Annotated in this window: 19 protein-coding genes; 8 read left to right on the top strand and 11 right to left on the bottom strand. The window is 61.5% G+C overall.

Going from position 1 to position 23,627, the window contains the following annotated elements; translation table 11 throughout:
* Positions 1 to 244: 244 nt before the first annotated feature.
* The 3 genes from AC3IX1_RS05655 to prfB form a co-directional block, all read right to left on the bottom strand.
* Entirely contained in the window at positions 245 to 961 is a 717-nt protein-coding gene (locus AC3IX1_RS05655) for a TetR/AcrR family transcriptional regulator (protein WP_489387444.1), read from the bottom strand.
* 99 nt (positions 962 to 1,060) lie between these two features.
* Positions 1,061 to 2,563, bottom strand: coding sequence for a lysine--tRNA ligase (gene lysS / locus AC3IX1_RS05650; RefSeq protein WP_150717887.1), 1,503 nt, complete (start codon positions 2,561 to 2,563; stop codon positions 1,061 to 1,063).
* Between the two features lie 125 nt (positions 2,564 to 2,688).
* A protein-coding gene (gene prfB, locus AC3IX1_RS05645) for a peptide chain release factor 2 (RefSeq protein WP_185754790.1) occupies positions 2,689 to 3,784 on the bottom strand; the annotation gives its coding sequence in 2 pieces (ribosomal slippage) (positions 2,689 to 3,711 and positions 3,713 to 3,784; 1,095 coding nt in all).
* Positions 3,785 to 3,969: 185 nt separating this feature from the next.
* Between prfB and AC3IX1_RS05640 the strand changes: the two genes are divergently transcribed.
* The gene (locus tag AC3IX1_RS05640; RefSeq protein ID WP_489385477.1) at positions 3,970 to 5,301 is read left to right on the top strand and encodes an IS4 family transposase; all 1,332 of its coding nucleotides are present in this window, start codon (positions 3,970 to 3,972) and stop codon (positions 5,299 to 5,301) included.
* Positions 5,302 to 5,466: 165 nt separating this feature from the next.
* Here AC3IX1_RS05640 and AC3IX1_RS05635 read toward each other — a convergent pair whose 3' ends face one another.
* The 8 genes from AC3IX1_RS05635 to AC3IX1_RS05600 all read right to left on the bottom strand — a co-directional run bounded on the left by AC3IX1_RS05635 (position 5,467) and on the right by AC3IX1_RS05600 (position 14,914).
* Positions 5,467 to 6,468, bottom strand: coding sequence for a diguanylate cyclase domain-containing protein (locus AC3IX1_RS05635; protein WP_489387443.1), 1,002 nt, complete (start codon positions 6,466 to 6,468; stop codon positions 5,467 to 5,469).
* Between the two features lie 48 nt (positions 6,469 to 6,516).
* Positions 6,517 to 7,527: a chemotaxis response regulator protein-glutamate methylesterase gene (locus tag AC3IX1_RS05630; protein ID WP_489387442.1), complete on the bottom strand. Its 1,011-nt coding sequence runs from the start codon at positions 7,525 to 7,527 to the stop codon at positions 6,517 to 6,519.
* Entirely contained in the window at positions 7,524 to 9,797 is a 2,274-nt protein-coding gene (locus tag AC3IX1_RS05625) for a hybrid sensor histidine kinase/response regulator (protein ID WP_489387441.1), read from the bottom strand. The genes AC3IX1_RS05630 and AC3IX1_RS05625 overlap by 4 nt, the downstream gene beginning before the upstream one ends.
* Positions 9,794 to 10,474 carry a chemotaxis protein CheW gene (locus AC3IX1_RS05620; RefSeq protein WP_489387440.1) on the bottom strand — a complete coding sequence of 227 codons (681 nt, stop codon included), beginning with the start codon at positions 10,472 to 10,474 and terminating at the stop codon, positions 9,794 to 9,796. Before AC3IX1_RS05620 ends, AC3IX1_RS05625 begins: the two co-directional genes overlap by 4 nt.
* Positions 10,471 to 11,742, bottom strand: coding sequence for a CheR family methyltransferase (locus AC3IX1_RS05615; protein WP_489387439.1), 1,272 nt, complete (start codon positions 11,740 to 11,742; stop codon positions 10,471 to 10,473). The genes AC3IX1_RS05620 and AC3IX1_RS05615 overlap by 4 nt, the downstream gene beginning before the upstream one ends.
* Positions 11,739 to 12,275 carry a chemotaxis protein CheW gene (locus tag AC3IX1_RS05610; RefSeq protein ID WP_489387438.1) on the bottom strand — a complete coding sequence of 179 codons (537 nt, stop codon included), beginning with the start codon at positions 12,273 to 12,275 and terminating at the stop codon, positions 11,739 to 11,741. The genes AC3IX1_RS05615 and AC3IX1_RS05610 overlap by 4 nt, the downstream gene beginning before the upstream one ends.
* On the bottom strand, positions 12,275 to 13,897 hold the full coding sequence (locus tag AC3IX1_RS05605) for a methyl-accepting chemotaxis protein (RefSeq protein WP_489387437.1): 1,623 nt from the start codon (positions 13,895 to 13,897) through the stop codon (positions 12,275 to 12,277). Before AC3IX1_RS05605 ends, AC3IX1_RS05610 begins: the two co-directional genes overlap by 1 nt.
* Before the next feature lie 324 nt (positions 13,898 to 14,221).
* Positions 14,222 to 14,914: a tellurite resistance TerB family protein gene (locus tag AC3IX1_RS05600; RefSeq protein ID WP_489387436.1), complete on the bottom strand. Its 693-nt coding sequence runs from the start codon at positions 14,912 to 14,914 to the stop codon at positions 14,222 to 14,224.
* A gap of 194 nt (positions 14,915 to 15,108) precedes the next feature.
* Here AC3IX1_RS05600 and AC3IX1_RS05595 point away from each other — a divergent pair, with 194 nt between their 5' ends.
* The 7 genes from AC3IX1_RS05595 to AC3IX1_RS05565 all read left to right on the top strand — a co-directional run bounded on the left by AC3IX1_RS05595 (position 15,109) and on the right by AC3IX1_RS05565 (position 23,492).
* Positions 15,109 to 16,023: a LysR family transcriptional regulator gene (locus AC3IX1_RS05595; RefSeq protein WP_007975056.1), complete on the top strand. Its 915-nt coding sequence runs from the start codon at positions 15,109 to 15,111 to the stop codon at positions 16,021 to 16,023.
* Between the two features lie 147 nt (positions 16,024 to 16,170).
* Complete coding sequence (locus tag AC3IX1_RS05590) at positions 16,171 to 17,628, top strand: gamma-aminobutyraldehyde dehydrogenase (protein ID WP_489388692.1); 1,458 nt, start codon at positions 16,171 to 16,173, stop codon at positions 17,626 to 17,628.
* 83 nt (positions 17,629 to 17,711) lie between these two features.
* Complete coding sequence (gene ydcS / locus AC3IX1_RS05585; RefSeq protein WP_489326831.1) at positions 17,712 to 18,863, top strand: putative ABC transporter substrate-binding protein YdcS; 1,152 nt, start codon at positions 17,712 to 17,714, stop codon at positions 18,861 to 18,863.
* A 248-nt stretch (positions 18,864 to 19,111) separates the two neighbouring features.
* Positions 19,112 to 20,149: an ABC transporter ATP-binding protein gene (locus tag AC3IX1_RS05580; protein WP_489387435.1), complete on the top strand. Its 1,038-nt coding sequence runs from the start codon at positions 19,112 to 19,114 to the stop codon at positions 20,147 to 20,149.
* Between the two features lies 1 nt (position 20,150).
* Positions 20,151 to 21,098, top strand: a complete 948-nt coding sequence (locus tag AC3IX1_RS05575; RefSeq protein ID WP_489387434.1) for an ABC transporter permease — start codon at positions 20,151 to 20,153, stop codon at positions 21,096 to 21,098.
* A complete protein-coding gene (locus AC3IX1_RS05570; RefSeq protein ID WP_489387433.1) occupies positions 21,088 to 21,897 on the top strand; it encodes an ABC transporter permease in 810 nt (269 codons plus the stop codon). The genes AC3IX1_RS05575 and AC3IX1_RS05570 overlap by 11 nt, the downstream gene beginning before the upstream one ends.
* Positions 21,898 to 22,067: 170 nt before the next feature.
* Complete coding sequence (locus tag AC3IX1_RS05565) at positions 22,068 to 23,492, top strand: gamma-aminobutyraldehyde dehydrogenase (protein WP_489387432.1); 1,425 nt, start codon at positions 22,068 to 22,070, stop codon at positions 23,490 to 23,492.
* Positions 23,493 to 23,627: the final 135 nt, after the last annotated feature.

The raw sequence follows: 23,627 nt of genomic DNA, 5'->3' as shown, positions 1-23,627 counted from the left end.
ACTCCCTATGAACATACGTCGCCCTCAGATGAACAGCGCCCTTCTGTGGGAGCGAGCCTGTGTGGCGAGGGGGCTTGCCCCCGTTGGGTGGCGAAGCCGCCCCAAAACCAGCTACCTCGGTGAGACAGTCTGTCCGGATGCGCGGGTTTTACGACTGCTTCGTAGCCGAACGGGGCGGTTCGGCGCTCCGACAAGCCCCCTCGCCACACAAGCTCGCTCCCACAGGGTGAAGCACCAGCCAGAACTACACCGACGCCAGCACCAGGTGCATGTAGCGCGTCAGGATGCCGAGCATTTCCTCTTCGGCGGCAGGCTCGTCTACGTTGAGCAGCCCCTGATATTCCATCCGGCCGATAATCGCCGTCAACACCTTGGCATCCTGATGCGGCTCGCGTGAGCCCAGCACCTGGAACAGCTGGCAAGAGCCCTGCAACAGGATTTGCTGATGCGAGCGCACCAGCTCGGCCAGACGCGGGTTGAGCAATGCTTCCTGGCGGAACGCCTGCTCGGCCATCAAATGTTCGCGGCGATTGACCAGTTGCCGGTGAACGTAATCGGTCATCAGTCGCGCAATATCGTCCGCCAGTTTCGAGCGCGCCTGCGGGCTGCCATCGCCACTGGCGATCATGTCGCGCAGCAGGCCTTCATTGTTCACCCACAACTTGCCCATGTACGCCGCACTGCGTTCCACGTATTGAGCGAAGGTATCGGTGAGCAAGTCATCGATATCCTTGAAATAGTAAGTGGTCGCCGACAACGGCACTTGCGCCTCGGCGGCCACCGCACGGTGCCTTACGGCCCGCACACCGTCACGCACGACAATGCGCATGGCGGCATCCAGGATTTCCTGTCGTCGCTGTTCGCTGCCCTGTCGGCTGGCCTTGCGACCCTGGTACTGAACACTTTCAGCGACCGCAGTGGCGATACCCGCTGCACCTTCTTGAGCCATTGCACGAATCACGACAGGTATTTCCTCTCAGATGAAAGTAACAAGTTGATACGTTTGTACCAGACAGGCAATAAAAAACCGCCTGAAAAGGCGGTTTTTTAATTGAAACACTTACGCTTGCGGCCGCATGTGCGGGAACAGGATCACGTCGCGGATCGACGGGGAGTTGGTCAGCAGCATCACCAGACGGTCGATACCGATGCCTTCACCCGCCGTTGGCGGCATGCCGTACTCCAGCGCACGCACGAAGTCGGCGTCGTAGTGCATGGCTTCGTCGTCGCCGGCGTCCTTGTCGGCCACCTGGGCCATGAAGCGCTCGGCCTGGTCTTCCGCGTCGTTCAACTCGGAGTAGGCGTTGGCGATTTCACGACCACCGATGAACAGCTCGAAACGGTCGGTGACGTTCGGGTTGTCGTCGTTACGACGGGCCAGCGGCGACACTTCGAACGGGTACTGGGTAATGAAGTGCGGCTGCTCCAGCTTGTGCTCGACCAGCTCTTCGAAAATCATCACCTGCAGCTTGCCCAGGCCTTCGAAACCCAGCACCTTGGCGCCGGCCTTCTTGGCAATGGCACGGGCCTTGTCGATGTCGTTCAGGTCATCGGCGGTCAGCTCAGGGTTGTACTTGAGGATCGAGTCGAACACCGACAGACGCACGAACGGCTCGCCGAAGTGGAACACCTTGTCGCCGTACGGCACGTCGGTGCTGCCCAGGACCAGCTGCGCCAGTTCGCGAAACAGTTCTTCGGTCAGGTCCATGTTGTCTTCGTAGTCGGCGTAGGCCTGGTAGAACTCCAACATGGTGAATTCTGGGTTATGACGAGTCGAAACGCCTTCGTTACGGAAGTTGCGGTTGATCTCGAACACTTTCTCGAACCCGCCAACAACCAGGCGCTTGAGGTACAGCTCCGGCGCGATACGCAGGAACATGCCCATGTCCAAAGCGTTGTGGTGGGTTTCGAACGGCTTGGCTGCCGCGCCGCCCGGAATGGTCTGCAGCATCGGCGTTTCCACTTCCAGGAAGTCACGCTGCATCAGGAAGCTGCGGATGTGGGCGATGACTTGCGAACGCACGCGGAAAGTCTGGCGCACGTCTTCGTTGACGATCAGGTCAACGTAGCGCTGGCGGTAGCGCTGTTCGGTGTCGGTCAGGCCGTGGTGCTTGTCCGGCAGCGGGCGCAAGGATTTGGTCAGCAGGCGCACGTTGGTCATTTCAACGTACAGGTCGCCCTTGCCGGAACGGGCCAGGGTGCCTTCGGCGGCAATGATGTCGCCCATGTCCCAGGTTTTCACCGCGGCCAGGGTTTCTTCGGACAGGGTCTTGCGGTTGACGTAGACCTGGATGCGACCGGTCATGTCCTGGATCACCATGAACGAGCCACGGTTGAGCATGATGCGACCGGCAACCTTGACCGGGATTGCAGCTTCTGCCAGCTCTTCCTTGGTCTTGTCCGCGTACTGTTTCTGCAGTTGTTCGCAGTAGTTTTCGCGGCGGAAGTCGTTCGGGAAGGCATTGCCCTTGGCGCGCTCGGCAGCAAGCTTTTCCTTGCGCAGGGCGATCAGGGAGTTTTCTTCCTGTTGCAGGGCTTGCGGGTCGAGTTCTAGGTCGCTCATGTCTTTAGATATTCCATCAGGTTCGTTGTCCCCAGCCTGCGGCTGGGGATCGCGGGCAAGTCGGATCGCCGCACCGCCGCTACCACAGGGATCGCGCTGTGTCAGGCGATCCGGCATTGCATTGCTTACAGCCCGGACTTCAGGCTCGCTTCCAGGTATTCGTCGATGTCGCCATCGAGCACCTTGTCACAGTCGCTGCGTTCGATGTTGGTGCGCAGATCCTTGATCCGCGAGGCATCGAGCACGTACGAACGGATCTGATGACCCCAGCCGATATCGGACTTGGTGTCTTCCAGCGCCTGGGACGCCGCGTTGCGTTTCTGTATTTCCTGCTCGTACAAGCGCGCCCGCAACATTTTCATGGCGGTATCTTTGTTGGCGTGCTGGGAACGTTCGTTCTGGCAGCTGACCACGGTGTTGGTCGGTACGTGGGTGATACGTACGGCCGAGTCGGTGGTGTTTACGTGCTGACCACCGGCACCGGAGGAACGATAGGTGTCGATCCGCAGGTCTGCCGGGTTGATTTCGATTTCCACCTTGTCATCGATCTCTGGCGAGACGAACACCGCGGAGAACGAGGTGTGGCGACGGTTGCCGGAGTCGAACGGGCTCTTGCGCACCAGACGGTGCACGCCGATCTCGGTCCGCAACCAGCCAAACGCGTATTCGCCCTTGATGTGCACGGTCGCGCCCTTGATCCCGGCGACTTCACCGGCGGACAGTTCCATGATGGTGGCGTCGAAACCGCGTTTGTCGGCCCAGCGCAGGTACATGCGCAACAGGATGTTGGCCCAGTCCTGTGCTTCGGTACCGCCGGAGCCGGCCTGGATGTCCAGGTAGGCGTTGTTCGGGTCCATTTCGTGGCTGAACATGCGGCGGAATTCCAGCTTGGCCAGACTTTCCTCAAGACGGGCCAGCTCGGCGACGACATCGCCCACTGCGCCTTCGTCGTTCTCTTCAACGGCCATGTCCAGCAGGTCGCGGCAATCGGCCAGACCCGTGTTCAATTCGTCCAGGGTATCGACGATCTGCGCCAGCGCAGCGCGCTCGCGGCCCAGTTCCTGGGCGTACTCAGGTTTGTTCCAGACACTCGGATCTTCAAGCTCGCGATTGACTTCGGTCAGACGCTCATGCTTTTGATCGTAGTCAAAGATACCCCCGAATAGTTTCGGAGCGCTCGGACAGGTCCTTGATGGTGTTCAGGATCGGGTTGATTTCCATGACGGGCAGCACTCGTTGGCGAACTTTTGAAAGCCGGCGAGTATACCGGGAAACGGTCGGCAACGGCAGTCCGCTTGGCCGAAAAGACGGGGTTACAGGCTAATGCCGATCAGTTAAGCCTTCTCGCTTGACCTTTGGCCGCAAGAAATCAAAATCCGATGCCTGTACTGGCATCGGATTTTTTTATGCGTCTCGCTCGGGCACTGGAACTGACCCACAACATCGCCTCTACCCCCAACGCCATCGAGGGATTGGATGCCTTGCTCGATCCTTCTTTGGTCGAACAGGCGCTTGAACAAGCCGGTGTGGCGACGCTGCGCAAGCGTCGTTTGCCGCTGGAAATGATGCTCTGGTGCGTGATCTCCATGGCGTTCTTCCGGCGCATGTCGGCCTGGGATGTGGTCAGTCGCATGAACATCATGTTGCCGGGCCAGCGCCCGTTGGTGGCCCCCAGCGCCGTAGTCCAGGCCCGTCAGAGATTGGGCAGCGAAGCTGTACGACAAGTCTTCGATTTGACCCAGAAAAGTTGGCATGAGGCGGCCAATCATCCGACTTGGGCCGGTCTGCGTTTGTTGGGCGTCGATGGCGTTGTCTGGCGCACGCCCGACACGCCGGAAAATCGGGCGCGCTATGACTCCGCCAGCAACCAGCACGGCGACACCGGTTTTCCTCAGGTGCGCATGGTCTGCCAAATGGAGTTGACCAGCCATTTGCTGATTGGAAGTGCGTTTGACGGCTACCGCAGCAACGAAATGAAACTGGCCGAGCAACTGATCGAAACCACCCCCGATCACTCGCTGACGCTGTTTGATCGTGGTTTTTACTCGTTAGGTTTACTGCATCAGTGGCAGCAGGCAGGCGTCGAACGCCACTGGCTGATGCCGCTGAAAAAAGGCTCGCAGTACGAGGTGATCCAGCGTTTGGGGCGCCAGGATGCGATTGTTTCGCTGAGCACTTCGCCGCAGGCCCGCAAGCAATGGCCTGGGTTGCCGGAGCGGCTGACCGCGCGACTGCTGAGCAAAACCGTGAAGGGCAAGGTGTGTCAGATTCTGACCTCAATGGCTGACCCGCTGCGTTTTCCTTCCGACGAGATCGTTGATCTGTACAGCCAGCGCTGGGAAATCGAATTAGGCTTTCGGGAAATGAAGCAGACGCTGCTCAACAGCAGTTATACGCTGCGCAGCAAGACACCCGAGATGATCGAGCAAGAGTTGTGGGGCGTGTTGTTGGGCTACAACTTGTTGCGCTATCAGATGGTGGAAATGAGTCGCCACTGTCCTGGCATTTACCCGTGCGAAATGAGCTTTACCGCGTGTACCTGGGCGATTCTCGGGTTTATCAACAGCGTCTCGGCCGACCGTTCCGGGAACATCCCCAAGTATTTGGCCGAGCTTCATGCTTCAGCGCCGCACTACGTGCTGCCGCATCGACGTGAGGAGCGCGTTTATCCTCGGGCGATTCGGCTGAAATCACCGAAGTATCCGATCAAAAATAAAAATGCCAGTCAGCTTAACTGACTGGCATTAGGGTTACAGGCGTTCTTTACAGCCATTGAGGCCATTGTGGGAGCGAGCTTGCTCGCGATGACGGCGTGTCAGTCCATGGAACTATCGACTGACACAACGCCATCGCGAGCAAGCTCGCTCCCACAGGGCTTTGCGTCGCTCAGGAAATAGGGTAGATCACTCCACGCCCACCTGATTACGCCCATTGTTCTTCGCCGAATACAGCCCCTTGTCCGCCGCCAGGATCAGGTCACGGCAGTTGCTGCCCGCTTTCGGCGTGATCGTCGACAGGCCGATGCTGATGGTCAGGCTTGAACCTTCGGTCGGCGAGATATGCGGAATCTTCAGGGCGGCCACGGTCTGGCGCAGCTTCTCAGCCACCAGCCGCGCACCGCCCTGGGAGGTGTTGGGCAGTACCAGGGCAAACTCTTCGCCGCCGTAGCGGGCCGGCAGGTCCGAAGGCCGGGCACTGGCATCCTTGATCGCCGCGGCGACCTTGCGCAGGGCTTCATCGCCTTCCAGGTGGCCGAAGCTGTCGTTGTAGGCCTTGAAGTAATCCACGTCGATCATCAGCAACGACAACTGACTCTGCTCCCGCAGCGAACGGCGCCACTCCAGCTCCATGTATTCATCGAAGTGCCGACGGTTCGACAACCCCGTCAGGCCATCGGAATTCATCAGGCGTTGCAGTACCAGGTTGGTGTCGAGCAGTTGCTGCTGGCTGACCCGCAACGCGCGGTACGCCGCGTCCCGTTGCAGCAGGGTCATGTAGGAGCGCGAGTGATAGCGGATGCGCGCGACCAGTTCGATGTTGTCCGGCAGCTTGACCAGATAATCGTTGGCCCCGGCGGCAAAGGCCGCGCTCTTGATCAGCGGGTCTTCCTTGGTCGACAGGACGATGATCGGAATGTCCTTGGTCGCCGGGTGATTGCGGTATTCGCGCACCAGGCTCAGGCCGTCGAGGCCGGGCATGACCAGATCCTGCAGGATCACTGTCGGCTTGATGCGCACCGCGTGGGCGATGGCCTGGTGCGGGTCGGCGCAGAAGTGGAAATCGATGTTCTCTTCGTTCGACAGGCCGCGACGCACGGCTTCGCCGATCATGGCCTGATCGTCCACCAGCAACACCATGGCGGCGTTTTCGTCGGTCTTGAAGTCGTCGAGTTGTAATTCAGTCATGTGCGGTCACCTGAGTACTACCTGAGCCAGGAATGAGGGAAAAGGTGCTCATTTGGCGAAAATCTCCAGCAATCGTGGTGCTATCTTGTCCAGCGGGCGAATCTCCACGGCAGCGTCGATGGCCGCAGCCGCCTTCGGCATGCCGTACACCGCGCTGCTGCTTTGGTCTTGTGCGATGGTCAGGTAGCCCTGTTCGCGCATGAGTTTAAGCCCCTGGGCGCCATCACGCCCCATGCCGGTGAGCAAAACGCCTACGGCGTCACCGTTCCAGTAACTGGCCACGCTCTCGAAGAACACATCGATGGAGGGCCGGTAGATCTCGTTGACCGGTTCGGCGGTGTAGGCCAGCGTGCCGTTTTTCAGCAAGCGAATATGATGATTGGTGCCGGCCAGCAACACCGTGCCGCTTTGCGGCGGCTCGCCTGCCTGGGCCAGGCGCACGTCGAGGCCGCTGGCGCTGCCGAGCCACTCGGCCATGCCGGCGGCAAACACCTGGTCAACATGCTGCACCAGCACGATGGCCGGAGAGAAATCACGCGGCAGTCCCTTGAGCAAGACTTCCAGCGCTGCCGGCCCACCGGCGGATGAGCCAATGGCGATCAGGCTCTGGCGAGAGCCCGAACTGCGCAACGGTGCCGGCGCCGGGCGCGGGCGGTTGCCCTTGTCGCCGATCAGCCAGACGATGTTCAGGATCTTGCGCAACAACGGCGCGGCCGCTTCCTGAGCATTGCCGGCGCCGAGGGCCGGTGTGTCGACCACGTCCAGCGCACCGTAGCCCATGGCCTCGAATACCCGGTGCACGTTCTGCTGGCGATCCACGGTGACGATGACGATGGCACACGGGGTCTCGGCCATGATCCGCCGCGTGGCCTCGACGCCATCCATTACCGGCATGATCAGGTCCATCAGAATCAGGTCCGGCGTGTCCTGCGCGCATTGGCGCACCGCCTCGGCACCATTGCCGGCGACCCAGACCACCTCGTGGGCCGGCTCGAATGCCAAGGCGCGGCGCAGGGCCTCCACCGCCATGGGCATGTCATTGACGATTGCGATCCTCATGCCCGTGCTCCTCCGATGAGCTCGACCACTGCATCGAGCAAGGCGTCGTCATGAAAACTGGCCTTGGCTAGATAATAGTCGGCCCCGGCATCCAGTCCACGGCGCCGGTCCTCTTCACGATCCTTGTAGGACACCACCATCACCGGCAGCGATTGCAGGCGATTGTCCCGACGCAGCAGCGTGACCAGTTCGATGCCGTCCATGCGCGGCATATCAATGTCGGTGATCAGCAGATCGAAATCCTCCGAACGCAGCGCGTTCCAGCCGTCCATGCCGTCCACCGCAACCGCCACGTCGTATCCGCGATTGAGCAACAGCTTGCGCTGCAACTCTCGCACGGTCAGGGAATCATCCACCACCAGAATTCGTTTGCGGGCCGCCTCGACCACCTGATTGCTGTGGCGGGCAATGCGCTCCAGACGTCCCGTGTTGAGCAGCTTCTCCACCGAACGCAGCATGTCTTCGACATCGACGATCAGCACCACCGAGCCGTCGTCGAGCAGGGCCCCGGCGGAAATGTCCTGCACCTTGCCCAAACGCTCATCCAGCGGCAGCACCACCAAGGTCCGCTCACCGATAAACCGCTCCACTGCCACGCCGTAGATCGCATCGCGCTCGCGAATCACCACGACTTTCAGGGTTTGCCCGCTGTTCTGGCTGGCCGGACGTTGGAGCAACTGACTGGCCGCTACCAGACCGACATGCCGGCCTTCGTACCAGAAATGCTGGCGGCCTTCGACCTGCACGATATCGGCCGGCTCCAGGTCGCACATCCGCTCAATGTGCGCCAGCGGAAAAGCATAGGCTTCGTCGCCGACTTCCACGACCAGGCTGCGCACCACCGACAGGGTCAGCGGCACCTCAAGGTGAAAACGACTGCCCTCGCCCGCCGTCTGCTCCAGCACCACCGCGCCGCGCAACTGCCGGACCATGTGCTGCACCGCATCCAGGCCGACGCCGCGACCGGACACCTCGGTGACTGTGTCGCGCAGGCTGAAACCGGGCAGGAACAGGAACGTCAGCAACTCCTCTTCGCTCAGCTGCGCGGCGGTTTGCGCAGGTGACAAACTTCGTTCAACGATGCTGCGACGGACCTTTTCCAGGTCCACGCCGTTTCCGTCATCGCTCAATTCGAGCACCAGCAAACCGGCCTGATGCGAAGCGCGCAGGCGAATCAAACCTTCCGCCGGCTTGCCCGCCAGCAGGCGCTGCTCCGGGGTTTCGATGCCGTGGTCGACCGCATTGCGCAACAGGTGAGTCAGCGGTGCTTCGAGTTTTTCCAGTACGTCGCGATCGACCTGGGTGTTTTCGCCTTCAATTTCCAGCCGCACCTGTTTGCCCAGATCGCGCCCCAGATCCCGGACCATCCGCACCTGCCCGGTCAGCACATCGGCAAACGGCCGCATGCGACAGGCCAGTGCCGTGTCGTACAATACCTGCGCCCGCTGGCTGGCATGCCAGGCGAACTCATCGAGTTCGGCGTTCTTTTCCATGAGCAGTTGCTGGGATTGCGCGAGCAAACGCCGCGCATCCTCAAGGGCTTCCCGGGCCTCCAGGCTCAAGGCGTGATCCTTGAGATGCACATTGAGATTCTCCAGTGCGCGCAGGCTGTTGCTCTGCATGCGCTTGAGTCGCTGCATGGTCGCCAGGTGCGGTTTGAGCCGCAGGGTTTCCACCAGGGATTTGCTCGACAGATCGAGCAGGCTGTTCAGGCGCTCGGCGGTGACACGCAGCACACGTTCTCCGTTTTCGGTGGTGCGTTTGGTCTTGCGCGGGGCCGATGGCGGTTCGACGGCAGGCACCGGTGGCTCGACCCTGGGCGCGGGTGCTTCGAGCTGAAGCTCGGCCATCACCGGTGCGACAGGCGCAACCAGTGGGGCCGCCGGGTCCAGCAACCGCGCCATCAATGCCACGTAGGCTTCGATGTCCGCGGCTTCCGGGTTGTTGCTCGGTGTGGCGATGCGCATCAGCAAATCAGTGCCTTGCAGCAACGCATCGATGTGCTCAGGGCGCAGCAACAGGCGGCCTTCCTGGGCACTGACCAGGCAATCTTCCATCACGTGGGAGACACTGACCCCTGCGTCGACACCGACGATCCGCGCCGCCCCCTTGAGCGAGTGTGCGGCACGCATGCACGATTCAAGTTGATCGGCCTGGGTCGGGTCGCGCTCGAGCGCCAGCAGGCCGGCGCTCAAGACCTGGGTCTGGGCTTCGGCCTCCAGGCTGAACAGCTCCAGCAAAGAGGCGTCGCGCATTTGCTCGGGGGTCATGTGAGGCTCCGGGTCACGGCGGACAGCAGCTGTTCTTCATCCAGCCAACGCAGGCTGCGACCTTTGAATTGCAACACACCACGGGTGTATTTGGCGCTGGCCTGGGTACCCGAGCGTGATGCGGCATCGAGGGTGCGCTCGTCGATGGCGTGAATCCCGTCGACTTCATCCACCGGCACCACCACCGGTCCACCGTCGGCAGCGATGATCAGCATGCGTGGCATGACCCTCGCGCCGGGTGCCACGTTGCCGGTGCCGTCAAGGCCGAGCAGCTCCACCAGCGACAGGCAGGCGACCAGCGCGCCGCGCACATTCGCCACGCCGAGCAAGGCGCGAGAACGTTGATGAGGCAAGGAGTGAATCGCCTGCAGCGGTGCCACCTCTACCAGACTACGAGTCAGGAGACCCAGCCACTCTTCACCCAGACGGAACATCAACAACGAACGGGTTTTCACCTCGCTCTCGACCGCGACGGACGCTGGCCCGCGATCCTCCTGCTGCAACGCATAGCGATCGAGCAAGCGTGTGGCGGCCGCCGAATACACCGCACAATTGCGGCAATGAACATGTTCGGCCAGCAACGGGCAGGATTTGTCGCCGTGGATACCAATGCGGTTCCAGCAGTCGTCGATGGCCTGGGCATCCCGGGTGACGCTAAAGGTGTCGGAGGCGATCATCGTTTACGCTCACTGTCGGCGGAACGTGCGCTGCGGGCGGCACGCTCCTGCAATCGTCTGGCTCCCATCGCGTCGCCCTGGGCCTGAAGCAACCCGGCCAGGTGCATCAACGCTTCGGAATGTTGCGGTTCGAGATACAACGCCTTGCGATAAAAGCCCTGGGCTTCCAGGGTATTACCGGCCACATCGCTGAGCAGTCCGAGCCAATAAAAGACTTGAGCCACCGGCTCATGGCTGCGCAAGTAACCTTCACACGCCGCTCGCGCCTCGGCGCTTTTGCCTTCGTCGGCCAGTGCGGCGATGTTCGCCAGCAAAGCGGCCGTGTCGGAACCGGCGGTGGCAGGCGCAGGCCGTAGCGAAGCAACCCGGGCAAACGGGCGGCTGCGCACTGGTGCAGGCGGTGGATTGCGCAGCGGTTGAGGCACTGGCAGCGGTGCAGGCACGAATATCGGCAAGGGATCAGGGTCCGCTGTGCCCTGTCGACTGAACGCGAAGGACTGCGCGATACCGATCGAGCGCATCCCCAAACGCCCCAGCAGACTGCCTTCGGCCGGACCGATAAACAGCACACCATCAACATGAGTCAGGCACTTGAGCACTTCGAAGACTTGCTTCTGGGTCGGCTGGTCGAAGTAGATCAGCAGGTTGCGACAAAACACGAAATCGAAGGGCGGTTCACCGGCCAGCAGGGCCGGATCCAGCAGGTTGCCGACTTGCAGGCGAACTTGTTCGAGCACCCGTTGATCAAGGCGATAGCTCTCGCCTTCGGCGATGAAATGACGGTCGCGAAACGCAATGTCGTCCCCCCGAAAGGAATTCTTGCCGTACAGCGCCCGCCGGGCTTTTTCCACTGACAACGGGCTGACATCCATGCCGTCGACCTTGAACTGGTGCGGTTTGAGCCCGGCATCGAGCAACGCCATGGCGATCGAGTACGGTTCTTCGCCGGTGGAGCACGGCAGGCTGAGAATCCGCAGTGCGCGCAGGTTGTTGATCTCGGCCAGACGCTTGCCCGCCAGTTTCGCCAGGGTGACGAAGGATTCCGGATAGCGGAAGAACCAGGTTTCCGGAACGATCACCGCTTCGATCAACGCCTGCTGCTCGTCCCGCGAGCCCTGCAAGGTGCGCCAATATTCATCGGCCGATACTGCTTGCGAAACGATGCTGCGCTGGCGCACCGCTCGCTCGATGATCGCCGGCCCTACCGAGGTTACGTCGAGTCCGATAGCTTCCTTGAGGAAGTCGAAAAAACGCTGGTCGCTGTTCATGGCCGCTCCTGCAGCAGTGCCGGATCCATTGGCGGCGAGGGAAACAACAAGACGCGCACCTGATCGTCCAGCAGATCGCCGACCCGTACCCATTGCAGCAAACCCTGCTCGTCCTTGCGCACCGGCCCGAGGTAAGGCGTCTGGCGGTTGTCCAGACCGTAGGGCTGAAAATCCGCCGGATCGCAGCGCAAGGTGTCGGTCGCCTGCTCCAGAATCAGCCCGAGCAGTTGGGTCTCGGCGGTTTCATCCGGGCGATAGTTGACCAGCACCAGCCGCGTGCTGGTACGGGCCTGTGCTGGCATGCCAAAGGTCAGTGCGCTCAAGTCGATCACCGGCACCACGGTGCCCCGATAGGCGAACACCCCGGCGACCCAGGCGGGGGCATGGGGAATAGGCTTCAAGGGCAGGCGCGGCAGCACTTCAGCCACTTCGATAGCCTTCAAGGCATAGCGCTCGTTGCCGAGGCGAAACACCAGAAACAATGCATGCAGCGCCTGCTTCACGGCGGTGCGTTTGGCCGTGGGTTCGCTCATCAGACTTTGAATCGCGAAACGCCGCTGCGCAGCCCAACGGCCACCTGGCTCAGCTCATCGATGGCGAAACTGGCCTGGCGCAAGGACTCGACGGTCTGGCTGCTGGCATCGCCCAACTGCACCAGTGCGTGGTTGATCTGCTCGGCACCGGTGGCCTGGGCCTGCATGCCCTCATTGACCATCAGTACCCGCGGCGCCAACGCCTGAACCTGATGGATGATCTGCGACAACTGCTCGCCGATTTGCTGCACCTCGGACATGCCGCGGCGCACTTCTTCAGAGAACTTGTCCATGCCCATCACCCCGGCCGACACCGCCGACTGGATCTCGCGCACCATCTGCTCGATGTCGTACGTGGCGACGGCGGTCTGGTCCGCCAGACGCCGCACTTCGGTGGCGACCACGGCAAAACCGCGGCCGTACTCACCGGCCTTTTCGGCCTCGATGGCGGCGTTGAGGGACAGGAGATTGGTCTGGTCGGCGACCTTGACGATGGTCACCACCACCTGATTGATGTTGCCGGCCTTCTCATTGAGGATCGCCAGTTTGGCGTTGACCAGATCAGCCGCGCCCATCACCGAGTGCATGGTCTCTTCCATCCGCGCCAGCCCTTGCTGCCCGGATCCGGCAAGTACCGAGGCCTGATCGGCGGCGGTGGAGACTTCGATCATCGTGCGCACCAGATCCCGCGAAGTGGCCGCAATTTCACGGGACGTCGCGCCGATTTCGGTGGTGGTGGCGGCGGTTTCGGTGGCGGTCGCTTGCTGTTGCTTGGAGGTGGCAGCAATCTCGGTCACCGAGGTGGTGACCTGCACCGAGGAACGCTGGGCCTGGGACACCAGGGACGTCAGCTCGGTCATCATGTCGTTGAAGCCGGTTTCCACGGCGCCGAATTCGTCCTTGCGCGCAAGGTTCAGACGACTGCTGAGATCGCCGGTACGCATTATTTCGAGGATCTGCACAATGCGGTTCATCGGCGCCATGATCGCGCGCATCAACAAAAGACCACACAACCCGGCACTAATGACTGCGACCAGCAACGAAATGCCCATGATCAGCTTCGCCACCGCTACCGATGAAATGATCGAGTCAGTGGCCGCCTCAGCCGCCTCCCTGTTGAATTCGATGAGTTCATCCAGCTGTTTGCGGCCGGCAGCCCATGCCGGGGTCAAATGTTCGGCGAGGATGCGACGGGCCTGTTCGAAGTCCTTTTGCTGGTAGGCATCGAGCACCTCTTCGAGCAGCTTGTCATATTGATCGTGCAGCTTTTCAAACTCCTCGAACCTTGCCAGATCAGCTTTCTCGAAGATGGTACCGCGGTAGCTGGCCATCGAGCGTTGCAGCCTTTCCTCAATACCCTGGTACATATCCTTGTCAGCCTGGGTCATGCCTCGACCGCCCCCCAGCCCGATCAGTTGCTGGGTCAGCACGTAATCATCGACCCAGGCACCGCGAATCAGGGAGCTGTAGTGAATCCCGGGAACACTGTCCGAGCGCACAACGTTCTCACTGGACTCAATCGACAGTAAACGGGAATACGACACGACGACCATCAGCAACATGATGGCGATAATCACCGCAAAGCTCGCCAAAATGCGTTGGCGTAACGTCCAGTTCTTCACAGTCATTCCTCGGGGCCGATTCGAAATGCGGGGAGTATAGCCGAGGGCGGTGTTTCATTTATAAGACGGTTGCGCGCTACCTCTCATCCCGTTGAAAAAAGGCGGGATGGGCTCTGGGTGGGGACTGTCCGCTAATGAAGGGGATGGGTGCCAGGGATGATTGGGTAGAAAGGGGCCGTGGAATGGCCATTGGGGCGGTGGTGTGGCTGAAAACGCCATCGCGAGCAGGCTCGCTCCCACATTGAATCTCTGGCGTACGCAGAATCTGTGAACACTGAAGACCTGATGTGGGAGCGAGCCTGCTCGCGAATGCAGTCTGAAGGTTTACAGGGAAGCCTGGCGAACCTGCTTCTCCAGCTCTGCTTTCAACCCTGGCTCCAGCTTGAGCTGGCGCGCCAGCTCATCAAGGTAGGCCTTCTCCATGAAGTTCTCCTCGTCCACCATCATCACGCTGGCGATGTACATCTCGGCAGCGATTTCCGGCGAGCGGGCGGCGCGGGCGACATCGCTCGGGTCCAGCGGCTTGTTGAGCTCGGCGTGCAGCCAGTGTTGCAGCTCCTGGTCGCTGTCGAGCCGGGTGAACTCGCCTTCGATCAAGGCACGCTCGCGCTCATCGACATGGCCGTCAGCCTTGGCCGCGGCCACCAGCGCCTTGAGAATCGCCTGACTGTGCAGCTCGACTTGTGCGGCCGGCACGCGATCCAGGGTTTGCGGCTCCGTACCGGCCGCACCGCCCTGCTGTGCCTGCCAGTTACCATAGGCTTTATAGGCCAGCACGCCCAACGCGGCGAGACCACCGTAGACTGCGACCTTGCCCCCGACTTTACGGGCCTTTTTGCTGCCGAGCAGCAAGCCCATGGCGCCGGCCGCCAATGCCCCGCCACTCGCGCCGGAGAGCAAGCTGCCGAGGCCACCGGTGCCACCGCTCGCGCCCTTTTGCTGCGGGCTGCCGGCCTTGTTCTGCAACAGGTCCTGGCCGGACTTGAGTAGTTGATCGAGCAATCCACGGGTGTTCATTTATCGCCTCCACAAGACGTTTAACCTGAAACCAAGACCACCAGCCTAAAACGAAAGTGCCCACGCCCCGTGGGCGAGAGTGCTTCCAGATGTTGCATTACCTCAATGCGCGCATCGCCGCTTGAGCCTGACTATCAGAAAAAACGATATACACTCTCGCCAATCGATAAAAACAGCCCACCGGGTGCTTTCCCATGATGACCTTGCGTCAGATCCGTCACTTCATCGCCGTGGCCGAGACCGGTTCGATCTCGGCCGCCGCGCAAACCGCGTTCATTTCCCAGTCCACCCTGACCCTGGCGATCCAGCAACTGGAGGAGGAAATCGGCGTCAGCCTGTTCAGCCGCCACGCCAAGGGCATGACCCTGACCCACCAGGGGCATCAATTCCTGCGTCAGGCGCACTTGATCCTGGCCACGGTGGATAACGCCAAGCGCAGCCTGCAACAGAGCACCGACCAGGTCGCCGGGCAACTGATCGTCGGCGTGACCAGCCTGGTGGCCGGTTATTACCTGGCGGATCTGCTCACCCGTTTCCAGCGCGCCTACCCCAACGTGGAAATCCGCGTGATGGAAGATGAGCGCCCGTACATCGAGCATTTGCTGGTCAGCGGCGAGATCGATGTCGGCGTATTGATCCTCTCCAACCTCGAAGACCGCCACGCCTTGCAGACCGAAGTGTTGACCCACTCGCCGCACCGGCTATGGCTGCCGGCCCAGCACCCGTTGCTGGAACACGACAGCATCAACCTCGCCGACGTGGCCCGCGAGCCATTGATTCAACTGAACGTCGATGAAATGGACCGCAATGCCCAACGCATGTGGTCCGCTGCTTCGCTGCAACCGCGCATCACCCTGCGCACGGCCTCGACCGAAGCGGTGCGAAGCCTGGTGGCCGCCGGCTTGGGCGTGTCGATCCAGCCTGACATGACCTATCGCCCGTGGTCACTGGAGGGCGACATCATCGAAGCGCGGCCGATCGCCGACCTCAGCCAGACCCTGGATGTCGGCCTGGCCTGGCGTCGCGGCACGGCTAGGCCGGCGCTGGTGGACCCCTTCCTCACGGTTGCCCGCGAACAACCCCACGGCGGGCGCAAGCCATCTATTTAATCGAACGCCACCTTCAGTATTTAGTATTTGTTGTCCTCGGGTCCGCGAACTAGTCTTGTTGCATCTAATAAAGACGGCCGGGCCCCAGTCACAGGGAGCGCTGCCATGTCTACACAAGAAGCCACACAAAAAACGAGAACCCGAAAAATGGCTGGCGCGCAGACCCCGTTGTTCACCGCATTGTTGATCGATGGTGAATTGGTTGCCGGTCAAGGCTGCGTCGAGCCGATTCTCAACCCCGCCACCGGGGAAGTCCTGACCCAAATCGCCGAAGCCAGCACCGAGCAAGTCGAAGCCGCGATCCTCGCCGCCCACCGTGCCTTTGCCGGCTGGTCGCGGACCACGCCACAACAGCGTTCGAACCTGTTGCTGGAGATCGCCAACGCCATCGAAAAAAACGCCGACCTGCTGGCCCGCCTCGAATCCATGAACTGTGGCAAGCCGCTGCACCTGGCCCGTCAGGACGACTTGAGCGCCACGGTCGACGTGTTCCGCTTCTTCGCCGGTGCCGTGCGTTGCCAGACCGGCCAGCTCAGCGGCGAATACCTGCCGGGCTACACCAGCATGGTCCGGCGCGATCCTATCGGGGTCGTGGCGTCGATTGCGCCGTGGAACTACCCGATCATGATGGCCGCGTGGAAAATCGCCCCGGCCCTCGCCGCCGGCAACACCCTGGTGTTCAAACCGTCGGAACACACGCCACTGTCGATCCTGGCCCTGGCGCCGGCGCTGGCCGAGATACTGCCGCGCGGTGTGATCAACATCGTTTGCGGTGGTGGCGAAGGGGTCGGCAGCCATTTGGTCAGCCATCCGAAGATCCGCATGGTGTCGCTGACCGGCGATATCGTCACCGGCCAGAAGATTCTCCAGGCCGCATCGAAGACACTCAAACGCACCCACCTCGAACTCGGCGGCAAGGCTCCGGTGATCGTCTGCAACGATGCCGACATTCAGGCCGTGATTGAAGGCGTGCGCACCTACGGCTATTACAACGCCGGCCAGGATTGCACCGCCGCTTGCCGCATTTACGCCCAGGCCGGGATTCATGACCGCTTGGTGGCCGAACTCGGCGCCGCCGTCAGCAGCCTGCGCTTCGCCGGCAAGCGCGATGCCGACAACGAAATCGGCCCGCTGATCAGCACCCGTCAGCGCGACCGCGTGGCCAGTTTCGTCGAGCGCGCCCTCGGCCAGCCGCATATTGAGCGGGTAACCGGCGCGGCGGTGCATTCCGGCGCCGGCTTCTATTACCAGCCGACCCTGCTCGCTGGCTGCAAGCAAAGTGACGAAATCGTCCAGCGCGAAGTGTTCGGGCCGGTGGTCACCGTGACCCGCTTCGATGAGCTGGAACAAGCGGTGGACTGGGCCAACGATTCGGAATACGGCCTGGCCTCGTCGGTCTGGACCCAGAACCTCGACAAGGCCATGCAGGTCGCGGCGCGCTTGCAGTACGGCTGCACCTGGATCAACAGCCACTTCATGCTGGTCAGCGAAATGCCCCATGGCGGCCTGAAACGTTCGGGCTACGGCAAAGACCTGTCCAGCGATTCGCTTCAGGACTACAGCGTGGTACGGCACATCATGGCCCGCCATGGCGAGCATCTCTGACTACGCTAATAACAAGCCACCAACGGCATGCTTCACCACGTTCACAACTGCCCCGACCATAATTTAAAGAAGAGGGAATTCCCATGTTCGTGCACAAGACCGCACTGCTCAGTGCAATCACCACCGCGCTGCTGGCCAGCGCCAGTGTCCAGGCCGCCGAGCCGCTCAAAGCTGTCGGGGCGGGCGAAGGCCAACTGGATATTGTGGCCTGGCCTGGCTACATCGAACGTGGCGAGAGCGACAAGGCCTACGACTGGGTGACCGGCTTCGAGAAGGAAACCGGCTGCAAGGTCAACGTCAAGACCGCGGCCACCTCCGATGAAATGGTCAGCCTGATGGCCAAGGGCGGTTACGACCTGGTGACCGCGTCCGGCGACGCGTCCCTGCGCCTGATCGTCGGCAAGCGTGTGCAGCCGATCAACACCGCGTTGATCCCGAACTGGAAGAACCTCGACCCGCGCCTGAAAGACGCGCCGTGGTACGTGGTCAACAAGCAGACCTATGGCACCCCTTATCAATGGGGCCCGAACGTGCTGATGTACAACACCAACGTGTTCAAGACCGCGCCCACCAGCTGGGGCGTGCTGTTCAATGCGGAAAACCTGCCGGACGGCAAGCCGAACAAGGGCCGCGTGCAGGCCTATGACGGCCCGATCTACATCGCCGACGCGGCGCTGTACCTGAAGACCGCCAAACCGGAACTGGGCATCCAGAACCCGTACGAACTGACTGAAGCCCAGTACAAGGCCGTGCTTGATCTGCTGCGCGCCCAGCAGCCGTTGATCCACCGCTACTGGCACGACACCACTGTGCAAATGAGCGACTTCAAGAACGAAGGCGTGGTCGCCTCCGGCGCCTGGCCGTATCAGGTCAACGGCCTGATGAACGAGAAGCAGCCAATCGCCTCGACCATCCCGAAAGAAGGCGCCACCGGTTGGGCCGACACCACCATGCTGCACGCCGAGGCCAAGCACCCCAACTGCGCCTACAAGTGGATGGACTGGTCGCTGCAACCGAAAGTCCAGGGTGACGTAGCGGCGTGGTTCGGCTCGCTGCCAGCGGTGCCGGCAGCGTGCCAGGGCAGTGAATTGCTCGGTGCCGAAGGCTGCAAGACCAACGGTTTCGACCAGTTCGACAAGATCGCCTTCTGGAAAACCCCGCAGGCTGAAGGCGGCAAGTTCGTGCCGTACAGCCGCTGGACCCAGGATTACATCGCGATCATGGGCGGCCGCTAAAAGTCATTCCGGTAGCTACTGCGCGTCGACCAGCCGCGCCCGGGCAGTGCTCGCCTCCTCACGTACTGACGTACGCTCCGGGGGCTGCGCGCTGGCCGGACACGGCTAATCGCCGCTCGCTACGCTCCCGAAACGACTTTATGTGATCGACGCTTTTCAAGAAGCAAAGCTGATTTTCGAATTACTGTTTTTTCAGAAGTCCAGGCAGGGCCGCTGCGACGGCCTTCGCCTTTTGGGAGCACCGCACCATGACGCTTGCAGTCCAGTTCACCAACGTCTCCCGTCAGTTCGGCGAAGTGAAAGCCGTAGACCGGGTTTCCATCGACATCCAGGACGGCGAGTTCTTTTCGATGCTGGGGCCTTCCGGCTCGGGCAAGACCACCTGTTTGCGCCTGATCGCCGGTTTTGAACAACCGAGCGCGGGCTCCATCCGCATTCATGGCGAAGAGGCCGCCGGCCTGCCGCCGTACCAGCGCGACGTGAACACCGTGTTCCAGGATTACGCGCTGTTCCCGCACATGAACGTGCGCGACAACGTCGCCTACGGCTTGAAAGTCAAAGGCATCGGCAAGGTCGAACGCCTCAAGCGCGCCGAGGAATCCCTGGAAATGGTCGCCCTCGGCGGCTACGGCGAGCGCAAGCCGGTGCAGCTCTCCGGCGGTCAGCGCCAGCGTGTGGCCCTGGCCCGCGCCTTGGTCAACCGTCCACGTGTGTTGCTGCTCGACGAACCCCTAGGAGCACTCGACCTGAAGTTGCGCGAGCAAATGCAGGGCGAGCTGAAGAAGCTGCAACGCCAGCTCGGCATCACTTTCATCTTCGTCACCCACGACCAGACCGAAGCGCTGTCGATGTCCGACCGCGTGGCGGTGTTCAACAAGGGGCGCATCGAACAAGTCGATAGCCCGCGCAACCTGTACATGAAACCGGCCACCACCTTCGTGGCGGAATTCGTCGGCACCTCCAACGTGATTCGCGGTGACCTGGCCTGGCAACTCAGTGGCAATCCACAGCCGTTTTCGATTCGCCCGGAACACGTGCGCTTCGCCGAAGGCCCGCTGGCCAGCCACGAGATTGAAGTCAGCGGTTTGCTCCACGACATCCAGTACCAGGGCAGCGCCACCCGCTACGAACTGAAACTGGAAAACGGCCAGACCCTGAACATCAGCCAGGCCAACAATCAGTGGATCGACAGCAGCTCGCAACACCAGACCGGGCAGCGCCTGAGCGCACGCTGGGCACGGGAAGCAATGGTCCATTTGCACGACACCCTTGCAGGCGGGGTGTGAGATGAGCGCCTTGGCTATTACTCAAACCTCGTCAGGCGGCTCGCCGTTGCGCAGGTTTTCCAACCTGTTGTATCGCCGGCCGAACCTGTACCTGTCGATGCTGCTGGTGCCGCCGCTGCTGTGGTTCGGCGCAATCTACCTGGGCTCGTTGCTGGTGCTGCTGTGGCAAGGTTTCTATACCTTCGATGACTTCACCATGGCGGTCACTCCCGACTTGACCCTGGCGAACTTCACCGCGCTGTTCCAGCCGTCGAACTTCGACATCATCCTGCGCACGTTAAGCATGGCGGTCGTCGTGTCGATGGCCAGCGCCGTCATCGCGTTCCCGATTGCCTACTACATGGCGCGCTACACCACCGGCAAGACCAAGGCGTTTTTTTACATCGCGGTGATGATGCCGATGTGGGCCAGTTACATCGTCAAGGCCTACGCCTGGACGCTGCTGCTGGCCAAGGGCGGCGTGGCGCAGTGGTTCGTGCAGCACTTGGGGCTGGAGCCGATCCTGCAGTTCGTGCTGGGCATTCCGGGGGTTGGTGGCAGCACCTTGTCGACCTCGCACCTGGGCCGCTTCATGGTGTTCGTCTACATCTGGCTGCCGTTCATGATCCTGCCGATCCAGGCTTCCCTGGAGCGCCTGCCGCCGTCGCTGCTGCAAGCCTCCGCCGACCTCGGCGCCAGGCCACGCCAGACCTTCACGCAAGTGATTCTGCCGCTGTCGATCCCGGGCATTGCCGCAGGCTCGATCTTCACCTTCTCCCTGACTCTGGGCGACTTCATCGTGCCGCAACTGGTGGGCCCGCCCGGCTACTTCGTCGGCAGCATGGTGTATGCCCAGCAAGGTGCGATCGGCAACATGCCAATGGCTGCCGCCTTCACCCTGGTGCCGATCGTGCTGATCGCCATCTACCTGTCCATTGTCAAACGACTGGGGGCCTTCGATGCACTCTGAGAAAGCTTCTTTTGGCCTGCGCATAGCGGCCTGGGGCGGGTTGGTGTTCCTGCACTTCCCGATCCTGATCATCTTCCTGTACGCCTTCAACACCGAAGATGCGGCGTTCAGCTTTCCACCCAAGGGTTTCACTTGGAAGTGGATCGGCGTGGCGTTCTCGCGGCCGGACGTACTGGAAGCGATCAAGCTGTCGTTGCAGATCGCCTCGATTGCCACCCTGATCGCCATGGTCCTTGGCACACTGGCGTCCGCCGCGCTGTACCGTCGGGACTTCTTCGGCAAGCAAGGCATCTCGCTGATGCTGATCCTGCCGATTGCCCTGCCGGGGATCATCACCGGGATCGCGTTGCTGGCGACCTTCAAGACACTGGGAATCGAGCCGGGGATGTTCACCATCATCGTCGGTCACGCGACCTTCTGCGTGGTGATCGTCTACAACAACGTCATCGCCCGCTTGCGCCGCACCTCCCACAGCTTGATCGAGGCCTCGATGGACCTCGGCGCCGACGGCTGGCAGACCTTCCGCTACATCATCCTGCCGAACCTCGGCTCGGCGTTGCTGGCCGGCGGCATGCTGGCGTTTGCCCTGTCCTTCGACGAAATCATCGTCACCACCTTCACCGCCGGCCATGAACGCACCCTGCCGCTGTGGCTGCTCAACCAGCTCAGCCGCCCACGGGACGTGCCGGTAACCAACGTCGTGGCGATGCTGGTGATGCTGGTGACCATGCTGCCGATCCTCGGCGCCTATTACCTGACCCGGGGCGGCGAAAGCGTGGCCGGCAGCGGCGGGAAATAACCGAGTAACCACTGAAGGAACCGAATCTTTGTAGGAGTGAGCCTGCTCGCGATAGCGGTCTTACAGTCGACATTTCTGTTGAATGACAGTCAGTCATCGCGAGCAGGCTCACTCCTACATTTAGATCCGGTTCAGGCAGAAAAATAAAAGTATTAGTGAGGACAAATGCCATGCAAACCAAACTCTTGATCAACGGCCAATTGCTCAACGGCGAAGGCCCCGCCCAACCCGTATTCAACCCGGCGCTGGGTCGTGTGCTGGTGGAAATCAACGAAGCCAGCGCAGCCCAGGTCGATGCCGCCGTACGCGCCGCCGACGCCGCATTCGACAGCTGGTCGCACACCACGCCGAAAGCGCGTTCGCTGCTGCTGCTCAAACTCGCCGATGCCATCGAAGCCCACGGCGAAGAGCTGGCCAAACTGGAGTCGGACAACTGCGGCAAGCCCTACAGCGCCGCGCTGAACGACGAGATCCCGGCGATTGCCGACGTGTTCCGTTTCTTCGCCGGCGCCAGCCGCTGCATGAGCGGTTCGGTTGGCGGCGAGTACCTGCCGGGCCACACCTCGATGATCCGTCGCGACCCGGTGGGCGTGATCGCCTCCATCGCGCCGTGGAACTACCCATTGATGATGGTCGCCTGGAAAATCGCCCCGGCCCTGGCCGCCGGTAACACCGTGGTGCTCAAGCCGTCGGAACAAACCCCGCTGACCGCCCTGCGTCTGGCCGAACTGGCGTCGGACATTTTCCCGGCCGGTGTGCTCAACCTGGTGTTCGGCCGTGGTCCTACCGTCGGCAGCCCATTGGTCACCCACCCGAAAGTGCGCATGGTGTCGCTGACCGGTTCGATCGCCACCGGCTCGAACATCATTTCCAGCACCGCCGACAGCGTCAAACGCATGCACATGGAGTTGGGCGGCAAAGCCCCGGTGATCATCTTCGACGACGCCGACATCAACGCCGCCGTCGAAGGCATCCGCACCTTCGGTTTCTACAACGCCGGGCAAGACTGCACCGCCGCCTGCCGCATCTATGCCCAGGCAGGCATCTACGACAAGTTCGTCGAGAAACTCGGCGCTGCCGTCAGCAGCATCAAGTACGGCTTGCAGGATGATCCATCAACCGAACTCGGCCCGCTGATCACCGCACAACACCGCGACCGTGTTGCCGGTTTCGTCGAGCGCGCCATCGCCCAGCCGCACATTCGTTTGATCACTGGCGGCAAAGCTGTCGAGGGCAACGGCTACTTCTTCGAACCGACCGTACTGGCCGACGCGCAGCAGGATGACGAAATCGTCCGCCGTGAAGTGTTCGGGCCGGTGGTCTCGGTGACTAAATTCAGCGACGAAGCACAAGTGCTGGGCTGGGCCAACGATTCGGACTACGGCCTGGCATCGTCGGTATGGACCGCCGACGTCGGCCGCGCCCATCGTCTGTCGGCGCGCTTGCAGTACGGCTGCACCTGGGTCAACACACACTTCATGCTAGTCAGCGAAATGCCTCACGGCGGTCAGAAACTGTCCGGCTATGGCAAGGACATGTCCATCTACGGGCTTGAGGACTACACCGTCGTTCGGCATGTGATGTTCAAGCATTAAGAAAAGCATCGCGGGCAAGCCCGCTCCCACAAGATCACCGCTGTCCCTGTGGGAGCGGGCTTGCCCGCGAAGGCCTCACCGCAAACTCAAGGAAGAAACCGGCACCAGCACCACCAGGCTCCACCCCAAAGAAGA

The organism is Pseudomonas sp. KH_046_2 (genome assembly GCF_057838985.1).
This window is presented reverse-complemented; position numbering and strand designations above follow the sequence as displayed.

Excerpts from the sequence above, each read along its gene's own strand:
- AC3IX1_RS05615 (WP_489387439.1), bottom strand. The coding sequence starts at position 11,742 with ATGAACAGCGACCAGCGTTTTTTCGACTTCCTCAAGGAAGCTATCGGA.
- AC3IX1_RS05595 (WP_007975056.1), top strand. The coding sequence starts at position 15,109 with ATGATGACCTTGCGTCAGATCCGTCACTTCATCGCCGTGGCCGAGACC.
- AC3IX1_RS05630 (WP_489387442.1), bottom strand. The coding sequence starts at position 7,527 with ATGAGGATCGCAATCGTCAATGACATGCCCATGGCGGTGGAGGCCCTG.
- ydcS (WP_489326831.1), top strand. The coding sequence starts at position 17,712 with ATGTTCGTGCACAAGACCGCACTGCTCAGTGCAATCACCACCGCGCTG.
- AC3IX1_RS05600 (WP_489387436.1), bottom strand. The coding sequence starts at position 14,914 with ATGAACACCCGTGGATTGCTCGATCAACTACTCAAGTCCGGCCAGGAC.
- AC3IX1_RS05625 (WP_489387441.1), bottom strand. The coding sequence starts at position 9,797 with ATGACCCCCGAGCAAATGCGCGACGCCTCTTTGCTGGAGCTGTTCAGC.
- AC3IX1_RS05590 (WP_489388692.1), top strand. The coding sequence starts at position 16,171 with ATGGCTGGCGCGCAGACCCCGTTGTTCACCGCATTGTTGATCGATGGT.
- AC3IX1_RS05570 (WP_489387433.1), top strand. The coding sequence starts at position 21,088 with ATGCACTCTGAGAAAGCTTCTTTTGGCCTGCGCATAGCGGCCTGGGGC.
- AC3IX1_RS05575 (WP_489387434.1), top strand. The coding sequence starts at position 20,151 with ATGAGCGCCTTGGCTATTACTCAAACCTCGTCAGGCGGCTCGCCGTTG.
- AC3IX1_RS05640 (WP_489385477.1), top strand. The coding sequence starts at position 3,970 with ATGCGTCTCGCTCGGGCACTGGAACTGACCCACAACATCGCCTCTACC.
- lysS (WP_150717887.1), bottom strand. The coding sequence starts at position 2,563 with ATGAGCGACCTAGAACTCGACCCGCAAGCCCTGCAACAGGAAGAAAAC.
- AC3IX1_RS05565 (WP_489387432.1), top strand. The coding sequence starts at position 22,068 with ATGCAAACCAAACTCTTGATCAACGGCCAATTGCTCAACGGCGAAGGC.
- AC3IX1_RS05620 (WP_489387440.1), bottom strand. The coding sequence starts at position 10,474 with ATGATCGCCTCCGACACCTTTAGCGTCACCCGGGATGCCCAGGCCATC.
- AC3IX1_RS05580 (WP_489387435.1), top strand. The coding sequence starts at position 19,112 with ATGACGCTTGCAGTCCAGTTCACCAACGTCTCCCGTCAGTTCGGCGAA.
- AC3IX1_RS05635 (WP_489387443.1), bottom strand. The coding sequence starts at position 6,468 with ATGACTGAATTACAACTCGACGACTTCAAGACCGACGAAAACGCCGCC.
- AC3IX1_RS05610 (WP_489387438.1), bottom strand. The coding sequence starts at position 12,275 with ATGAGCGAACCCACGGCCAAACGCACCGCCGTGAAGCAGGCGCTGCAT.